The 8,291-nt window shown below is 60.8% G+C and carries 11 protein-coding genes; 9 read left to right on the top strand and 2 right to left on the bottom strand.

The features are described from left to right. The 4 genes from VMR03_RS03305 to rpiB all read left to right on the top strand — a co-directional run. Window positions 1-774, top strand: a 774-nt coding sequence (locus VMR03_RS03305; RefSeq protein WP_325402258.1) for an NAD-dependent epimerase/dehydratase family protein, incomplete at its 5' end; no start/stop codon positions are given. Window positions 775-885: 111 nt separating this feature from the next. Then, window positions 886-1,464: a DUF2975 domain-containing protein gene (locus VMR03_RS03300; RefSeq protein ID WP_325402256.1), complete on the top strand. Its 579-nt coding sequence runs from the start codon at window positions 886-888 to the stop codon at window positions 1,462-1,464. 10 nt (window positions 1,465-1,474) lie between these two features. Further along, entirely contained in the window at window positions 1,475-1,699 is a 225-nt protein-coding gene (locus tag VMR03_RS03295; RefSeq protein ID WP_325402254.1) for a helix-turn-helix transcriptional regulator, read from the top strand. A gap of 437 nt (window positions 1,700-2,136) precedes the next feature. Next, complete coding sequence (rpiB, locus tag VMR03_RS03290; protein WP_325402252.1) at window positions 2,137-2,586, top strand: ribose 5-phosphate isomerase B; 450 nt, start codon at window positions 2,137-2,139, stop codon at window positions 2,584-2,586. A 48-nt stretch (window positions 2,587-2,634) separates the two neighbouring features. On the opposite strand, the gene VMR03_RS03285 is transcribed toward rpiB, so the two are convergent. Further along, the gene (locus VMR03_RS03285) at window positions 2,635-3,288 is read right to left on the bottom strand and encodes a glutaminyl-peptide cyclotransferase (protein WP_325402251.1); all 654 of its coding nucleotides are present in this window, start codon (window positions 3,286-3,288) and stop codon (window positions 2,635-2,637) included. 32 nt (window positions 3,289-3,320) lie between these two features. After that, complete coding sequence (locus tag VMR03_RS03280) at window positions 3,321-4,541, bottom strand: helix-turn-helix domain-containing protein (protein WP_325402250.1); 1,221 nt, start codon at window positions 4,539-4,541, stop codon at window positions 3,321-3,323. 102 nt (window positions 4,542-4,643) lie between these two features. On the opposite strand from VMR03_RS03280, the gene VMR03_RS03275 reads away from it, so the two are divergent. From VMR03_RS03275 to VMR03_RS03255, 5 genes are all read left to right on the top strand, one after another. Next, window positions 4,644-5,408, top strand: a complete 765-nt coding sequence (locus VMR03_RS03275; RefSeq protein WP_325402248.1) for a DUF899 domain-containing protein — start codon at window positions 4,644-4,646, stop codon at window positions 5,406-5,408. Further along, window positions 5,401-5,700 carry a hypothetical protein gene (locus VMR03_RS03270; RefSeq protein WP_325402246.1) on the top strand — a complete coding sequence of 100 codons (300 nt, stop codon included), beginning with the start codon at window positions 5,401-5,403 and terminating at the stop codon, window positions 5,698-5,700. The genes VMR03_RS03275 and VMR03_RS03270 overlap by 8 nt, the downstream gene beginning before the upstream one ends. Before the next feature lie 121 nt (window positions 5,701-5,821). Then, window positions 5,822-6,385 (top strand): tetratricopeptide repeat protein, encoded by a 564-nt coding sequence (locus VMR03_RS03265; RefSeq protein WP_325402244.1) that lies wholly within the window; start codon window positions 5,822-5,824, stop codon window positions 6,383-6,385. Then, on the top strand, window positions 6,382-7,185 hold the full coding sequence (locus VMR03_RS03260) for a hypothetical protein (protein ID WP_325402242.1): 804 nt from the start codon (window positions 6,382-6,384) through the stop codon (window positions 7,183-7,185). The genes VMR03_RS03265 and VMR03_RS03260 overlap by 4 nt, the downstream gene beginning before the upstream one ends. A 63-nt stretch (window positions 7,186-7,248) precedes the next feature. Continuing rightward, window positions 7,249-8,157, top strand: a complete 909-nt coding sequence (locus tag VMR03_RS03255) for a hypothetical protein (protein WP_325402240.1) — start codon at window positions 7,249-7,251, stop codon at window positions 8,155-8,157. The last annotated feature ends 134 nt before the right edge of the window (window positions 8,158-8,291 follow it).

Raw genomic sequence — 8,291 nt, 5'->3', positions numbered from 1 at the left:
GTCATGCATCTTGCGGCACATTTTCATTTCGCCGGCCCGCGCAGGCCCTACTTTCATGTCAATGTGAATGGTACGAAGGCTTTGCTGAAGGCCGCGCAAAAGGCGGGTGTTTCGTCATTCATTTATCTGACGGCAGCGGCGGTCATCATGGACGATCGCGGCTCGCCGATCCGCAACGCCGATGAGCGCGCCCGTACCTTTCCGCATAGTTTCTCGCCCTATATCGCCAGCAAGGCGAAGAGCGAGGCGGGCGTGCTGGCGGCCAACAGGCCAGGTTTCCGCACCATCGCCATTCGTCCGCCGGGCATCTGGGGGCCGGGCGACGCCTTCAGCCGAAACATTCCGCATGCGATCGAGTCAGGCCAGTTCGCATTCATTGCGCGCGGTGACTATCCCTATTCCACATGCCACGTTGATAATGTCGTCGAAGCGCTGATCTGCGCGCTTGATCGGGGCGAAGGCGGCAAGGCCTATTTCGTTCGGGATGCCGACAACACGACCTTTCGCGCATTTGTCGACAGCCTGGCAAAGCTGCAAGGGCTCTCGATCGACAAGCTGCGTTCGGTTCCCTATGGGGTGGCCTTCTTCATGGGGCGCTTGATGGAACTCGGCGCAAGACTCAGGCGCTCGGATCAGGACCCCGCTCTGACCCGAACGATGGTGCGGATGATCGGCCGCGAGTTCACGATCGACGATAGCGCCGCGCGGCGCGATCTGGGCTACATAGGCAGGGTTTCGCGTCTGGACGGGCTGGCCTCCTACGAGGCGGGTTAGGGGACCGTTGATCGACCAAAGCGAAGTTCGCAACTGTTTTGCAGAAATAAATTATTGTAAAACGATAATTTACATGCCATAGCTGGGGCCGAAAAAAGGGATCTTCCAGCCATGGTTCAGCCACCGATCATTATCGATACCGTTGCGCGGGATCAGGAGCGTCGTAGGAAGCGCATTCGTCATCTCAGTCGGTTGATGGCGGTGGGCTGCCTCGTTACGTCCGTGATGCTCACGTCGGCGATGCTTCTTTATTGGACCTTGACCCCTGCACAAACACTGTTCAGCCAAGCGGGCATTTCGAACGCACCGGTTGCGGATATTGATGTGCTCACTCGCACTTTGGCATTCACAATTTCCATGATCCCGCTCGGAACGCTGATTTACGGATTTTTGAACGCCCGCCGCTGCTTTGCAGCTTTTGCCGCTGGCCAAATCTTTTCCAGCGAGCAGGTCAAGCGGCTTAAGGCGTTTTCGATCGCTGCCGCGGTGTCGGGCTTGTTGAAACCGCTGGCGGGCGCCGCGCTCTCTGTCCTTCTGAGTTTCAGCAATTTGACTGGGAGGAGGACGCTGGCACTGAACATCGGCTCCGATACGCTCATTGTGCTGATTTTCGCGGGAACGGTTGCGGTCATCGCCTGGGTGATGGCGGAGGCTATAGACATTTCCGACGAAAATAAGCAGTTCGTCTGAAGGCTGCGACATGCCGATCCGAGTGCGCCTGGGCGTGATGCTCGCCGAACGCAATGTGAAGTCCAAGGATCTCGCCGAATATGTCGGGATTACCGAGGCAAATCTGTCACTGCTCAAACAGGGCAAGGTGAAGGGCGTGCGTTTCGAGACTCTCGAAAGAATTTGTCGGTTTCTCAAATGCCAGCCCGGAGACCTCATCGTATTCGATGACGACTCCCGAGCGGAGAATGAATAGCGCTCTCCAGCCCCGAAATGAGGAATGCCATAAATGCATAGACTGCACGTAATTGCGCTGTTGCTGGCGATTGGGCTATCGGCTTGTTCTTCGCAGAGTGCGTATTATACCGGCCAAGCGTGGCGCCGAAGCCTGTGCGACAATGTACCCGGACAAGATCGGGCGCGTTGCCTATCCGAATCCTTTAAGACCTACGGCGAATACCAGCAGGAAGATGCGGGCAACAACACCAACAGGTGAGCGCCTCCGGACGATTATGTGTGTTGGCGGTGGGGGCACGCCGGAAAGGTATTTTTCTTGGTATCGAGTCTTACCCAGAATTCAACTCGCCTATAAATGAAACAAAATTGCTCCGGTTCAAGATCGAGTGGGACTAGGCTGCGAGTTGAAACTTGGCGATGTTGCCAGACCGCTTCGGCAAACGGAACGATTTCTCCATGACCGACAATAGACGCATCGTCCTTTCCAGCGACCATGCCGCCATTCAACTCCGGCAGTCCATTGCCGCTCATGTCGCGGCGCATGGCTGGGAGGTGGTCGATATCGGACCGACGACGCCGGAGAGCACACACTATCCCAAGCACGGCGAAGCGGCGGCGCGGCTCGTCGCCTCCGGCGATTGCCGGTTTGGCATCATCCTGTGCGGCACCGGCCAGGGCATCATGATGGCGGCGAACAAGGTCAGGGGCATCCGTTGCGGTGTCTGCGCCGACACATTCTCAGCCCGGATGATCCGTCAGCACAACGATGCCAACATGCTTTCGCTTGGCGCGCGCGTGGTGGGCGAAGGGCTGGCGCTCGATATCGTGGACGCATTCCTGGCCGCCCAGTTCGAGGGCGGCCGACATGCGGCGCGGGTTGAGATGATCGGGGTGCTGGAAACCTAACGTCTTCTATGCTTCTGCCGATGTCTCCCTAACAAAATTGACCGGATTCTAGACGTCGGTCGAGGCGCGGCGTACCGGGCGGCGGACGGCTCTCAGCTTGCCGCTGTTGCCCCCGCCGCAGAAAAAGCGGTCGCCGCCATCGGATTCGAGGCCTGAGACGAAAGTGCCGGGTGGCATGTCGACGCTCTCCAGGACTTTGCCCGTCTGCGGATCGATCCGCCTCAGTTCGCTCGCATCGCCTTCCCATGTGCCATGCCAGAGTTCCCCGTCGATCCAGGTGACGCCGGTGACGAAGCGGTTGGACTCGATGGTGCGAAGAACCGTCCCCGTCTCCGGATCGACCTGATGGATCTTCCGCTCCCGATACTGCCCGACCCAGAGCGCTCCTTCCGCCCAGGCGAGACCCGAGTCGCCGCCTCCGCCGGGAGCCGGAATGGAGCCGAGGATCTTGCCGGTTTCCGGGTCGATCTTGTGGATGCGGTTCTCGGCGATCTGGAACAGATGTCGCCCATCGAAAGCGGTCCCTGCATGTGCCGCGACGTCGATTGAGCGCAAGACCTTCCCACTCGCCGGATCGAGGGCGTTGAGCTTGTCGCCGGCGGCGAACCAGACTTGCCGGCCGTCATAGGTAACCCCATGCACGCCATCGGCGCCCGGAAAGGGCCCATATTCATTGACGATTTCGGCTGGTGATCTGGTCATGTCGATTTCCCGGTTGTTCGGCAGGATCGATCCTAATCGCCCGACAATGGGGTGGGGAGTAACAAGCTTGTCGGGAATCCGGGTACGGGCGGCGTCATCCAGCGGCGCGCCCGGGCTTGGCCGAACGAATGCACCTTGCCTGCGCCGGAAAGCGTCTCAAGCGCCCGCTGCACGCTGCGCTGACTGGCACCGAGCGCCAGTGCCAGAGCCGAGCTCGACCATGCCTCGCCGTCGGCGAGAAGGGCGAGTATGGCGGCATGTTCTTCATCGACGGGGTGGGCCAGCGTGACGACCTTGCGCGCGTGGCGCGGCACCAGTGCAAAGCCTCGGCTCGTGGCGGTTACATCGGCCATCATCCGCAGTTCCCTGCGAAGGCGGCCGATCTCGACACGCAGCCGTGCGCGATGCGATTCATCGGCGTGCTTGGCCCGAAATGCGCGTTCAAGGAGTGTCTCTCTCGGAACGTCCTCCGGCCAGGCTTCGGCCAGCGCGCGGGCGAGCGCGAACAGAACCGGGCGTCTCTCGAGCGAAACAACCGCGCCGGCTTCACGCACCGCATAGCGGCAAGCATCCACGACAAGCGCCTTCGAGGAGAGCAACGCCTCGACCTCGTCAAGCAACAGGAGCCGTTCGCCATCGCGCGCGATCAGCCGCGCCGCCGGTGTGTTCAGACCGAGAGCGGTACTTTCGACCTCCGCAATCAGCGCCGGGATGGCGGCATGGCGTGCGGCTTGTCCGGCCCGCGCCAGTGCAGAGCGTGCCGCCTTCGTCCGCAGGCGCCGTAACGCAATGCCGGCGACGACGAGTTCATAGCCGGCGGCGAGGGCGGGCGGAAAAAACTTCGGATCGAGTTCGGCGAGGGTCCGCTCGGCCTCGTCGAGACGCCCGATCAGGAGAAGGCGCCGGACTTCGAGATATCCCGCATAGGCTGCATTCACATGATCGCCGTGCTCTTCGAGCGTGGCCCGAGCCTTGTCGAGCACCTTCGTGGGCCAGCCCAGGTCGCGCGAGACGAGCGCGATCTCGGCTTCGGCCACGACACAGCGCGCGCGGGACACCGCCTCCTTCGGACCGAAGGCGCGGACCGCACTTTTCAGGAGAGCCTTGGCCCGGGCGAGATCGCCGAGCTGCGCCATCGCGATGCCCCGAAGCGCGAGCGCGGGCGCGTCTTCGCGCAGCGCCACACGGTTCAAAGCGCCGAGGGGATCACCCGCTGCGAGGGCAAGCGCCGCCGCCGTAATCAGCGAGTCCATTGGAATCCCGCCACACTTGTCACTCCCGCCATTCGATGTCCCGGACCTAGTTTACCTCACGGATGCAGACAAGCACGTCGTATCGACAGAGGAACAAGGACGATGACGAAACACACAACCGGAACACGCGAAGAGTGGCTGTCGGCCCGGCTGGACCTGCTCAAGGCCGAGAAAGAGCTGACGCGGCAAAGCGACGAGTTGGCGCGGCGGCGGCAGGCGTTGCCATGGGTGAGGGTCGACAAGGAGTATGTTTTCGACACCGGCGAAGGCAAACAGTCGCTGCGCGATCTTTTTGCCGGCCGTTCGCAGCTTCTCGTCTACCACTTCATGTTCGGGCCGGATTACACGGCGGGCTGTCCCTCCTGCTCGATGATCGCCGACGGCTTCGACGGGTTCGCCGTTCATCTGGCCAATCACGATGTCGCGCTCTGGGCGGTATCGCGTGCGCCGCTCGCGAAGTTGCAGGCCTACAGGCAGCGCATGGGATGGACATTCCCCTGGGCGTCCTCGCAGGGCAACGACTTCAATTTCGACTTCAACGTCTCGTTCACCGAAGAACAGCAACGCGAAGGAAGTGTCGAATATAATTATCGGCGCAGCGGCCAGCCGATGGATGCGGCGACGATTCCGGAACCCGTCACACGGTTCGCAGCGGCATGCGGAACCGACGGGCCCACTTACAAGCGGGACACGCCGGGAATGAGCGCCTATGTGCTCGAGAACGGCGTCGTCTATCACACATACTCTACCTATGCGCGCGGTCTTGACGGTCTTTGGGGCGCGTATCAGTGGCTCGACCGCGCTCCCTTGGGCCGCAACGAAACGGGCGTCTGGTGGCGGCGCCATGACGAATATGCCGATGGCTGAGGTTGCAAATTTTCGCCCCGCCGCGGGCGCAAAAGCCGCCTTTGGGATGGCGGAGGTCCTCTCGCTTGCGGCCGCACCGACCTTTGCGGTCATGGCCTTGCTTACGAGCCTTCTCGGCTCCGGTCCGGCCGATCTGCTCTGCGCGACCGCACAAGAGGCGTCCCCGCTGGGCGGCATGGTCCCGATGTATTTGCTGATGAGCATGTTCCATTCGGGAACCTGGCTGAAGATGCTTGCCTGCCGGAAACACTCTTCCCGCCGTCGCGATTCACGCGCGGCCACCGGCGATTGATCCCGCCAAGGCGAATACCGGGTCCGGCAACCGGGCCTTGGCGGTTGTGGCAATCACCGGCAACCGGTTCCCTCCAGCACCGAACACCGCTAGGCTGGCGCCGTTCAGTTGGAGAGAATGAATGAAGCGTTTTCTGTTCGCCGGGGCCTTTGTCGCGGGGCTTCTGCCGGGTGTCGCACTCGCCGACGCCAATGACGACAATACGCTCTGTTACGAGCAGTTCCGCAGCGGCAACGACAAGGCCGCCATCGACTATTGCACCAAGGCGATCGATTCCGGGCAACTCGCGAAAGAGGATCTGGTCGCGGCCTTCATCAACCGGGGTGTGGCCTTCCGCAATCTGGGCAATTCGAAGCAGGCGGTCGTCGATTATACGGCGGCGCTCAAGAATGCGCCCAACGACGCGATGATCTATGCGAACCGCGCCAATGCACGCCGTGATATCGGCGATCTCGACCTCGCGCTCGCGGATGCGGACAAGGCGATCAAGCTCGACTCCAAACGCGATGCGTCTTTTTTCGTCCGTGGCGCCGTCTATGAGGCGCTCAACCGGCTCGACAGCGCGCGGCGCGATTATATGCAGGCGCTGACGCTCGACCCGACCAATCGCGATTATCAGGATCGCATTCTCGCGATCGACAACAAGCGTGCGCGACGCGCGCAACAGGGCGGGGGCACGCGATGAGCGATCCATTCGAACATCCGATGCCGCCGCGGCGGCTCGACGTTTTCGCTGCGGTCAAGGAAGCCTATACGGGTGCATGGACGCATTTCGGGCAGATGCTGCGTCTCACCTGGCTCCCGGGTGTTCTCTATATCGCGCTCATTTTCGTGGCGGCGCTGATCGATGTGGAAGCGAATCCGATCCTGCGCTTTTTGCTGGAACTGGCTTCGCTCTTCATCTGGCCGATCATCGCCGTTTCCTGGCACCGCTTCATTCTCGTCGGCGATGTCGCGCCCGGTCCGTTTCATCTTCAATTCGGTCGGCGCGAGGCCCGCTTTCTGATGGTCTCGATATTTCTCGGCCTTCTGATGCTGCCCGGATATCTCATGGCCGTGATCTCGGCGGTGTCGGCGGGGGCATCCGCAAATACATCGACGTCGCTCGTCGGCTTTCTCGGTCTCATCGCGCTGCTGATCGGCATCTATTATTTCGTCCGGCTGCTTCTGCTGCTTCCGGCGGTGGCGGTCGACGAGCCGATCAATGCGCGGCTCATTCTCGAACGGACGCGCGAGAATTTCTGGCGGCTCGTTGCCCTTCTGCTGCTTGCCAGCCTGCCGATCGCGATTGCCTTCCTGCTGGTGGGAACGATCGTGCTGTCGCTCGGCCTGCCGACATTTCTCGTCTTTGTGCTGGCCTCGGTCTTCTACATTTTCTTTGCGATTGTCGGTGTCGCGATCCTGTCGATCGCCTATCGCGACCTCGTCGGCCCGCCTGGCACGCTCGCCTTCGACCTCGACAAATCCGATGCGCCGATGAACTAGCGGCTTCGCAATCTCTTCTCGTTATGGTGAAATGTGAACTCCATCACGGGGTGAGGGGAAGGTATGTCTTTCGCATATGGCGCGGCTGAGGGGCTTACAAGGAAATTGCCGGTCTTCTCCGCCGCCCGGGAAGTCTATGCCGGCGTCATCCGGCATTTCTGGGACTTGCTTCGTGCTGCCTGGATACCGGTGTTGCTAGTGGTCGCGGTGAGAAGTTACGCCGAGTTCCGGTTTGCACAATTCGCGCCACCCTCCGGCTTGGACTCAACGCCGGATGAAGTCATGCGAGCTTATTTCATGACGATTTTGCCGACGTTCTTAGAGATAGGAATTTTTCTTTGGGTGGGATGGGCGATGATGGCCGTCGCATTTCACCGTTTTGTTCTTATTGGAGAAAAGACGCGAGGCCTTGGAGGGACCGGTCTGATCTTCGGTCGGAAGGAACTCCTCTACTTTTGGTCCGCGCTCAAGATATTTGTCATATGGGCGTTGAGTGCGCCCGTTCTCTCGATCCCCATTCTGGTTGGTTCCATATATGCGTATGATCGGCTTTATCATCCTGACTGGAATACGTTCGATGCCTGGATCATGCCTGCCGCAGTTCTGGCAGATGTAATAGGCTGGGTAGTTCTGGTGCCACTTGTTCTGAGGGCGGCTCTCGTTCTGCCTCATGTTTCGCTCGGCGGGGAAAGCAACATCCGCTACATCTGGCGGCGCGCCGAGGGCAATACGTGGAGGCTGCTGGTTCTTATGTTGCTTGTGACGATGTTGCCGGCGCTTCTGTTCTTCGCGATTGCCTTCATCTCTGCTCCGGTCCCGCTTGCCGCCACCGCTCTTGGCGCGGTGGCATATGTCATCTTGGGAATGTTGAGCACGACAGCTCTCTCCGTCGCCTATCGCGAAATCGTTGGGCTGCCTTCGGACACAGTTCCTGTCGTGCGAGCCGCTAGCGAAGATATTCAGCCGGCCTGATTTGCGCCCGCCGTCTCCGTCGGCTAAGGTCGCTCCATAAAGAACCGGAAAGGTGCCGGGAGGCACCTAAGGGCTTGAAATGTCAGGCCTTTCGACGCGGCGCAGGGCCGCCTCGCAACTCCACGCGCAGACAT

The organism is Parvibaculum sp. (genome assembly GCF_035511255.1).
In the GTDB taxonomy this organism is placed as follows: Bacteria; Pseudomonadota; Alphaproteobacteria; order Parvibaculales; family Parvibaculaceae; genus Parvibaculum.
Note: the sequence above shows the minus strand (reverse complement) of the source record. Positions and strands in the feature narration are given on the sequence as shown.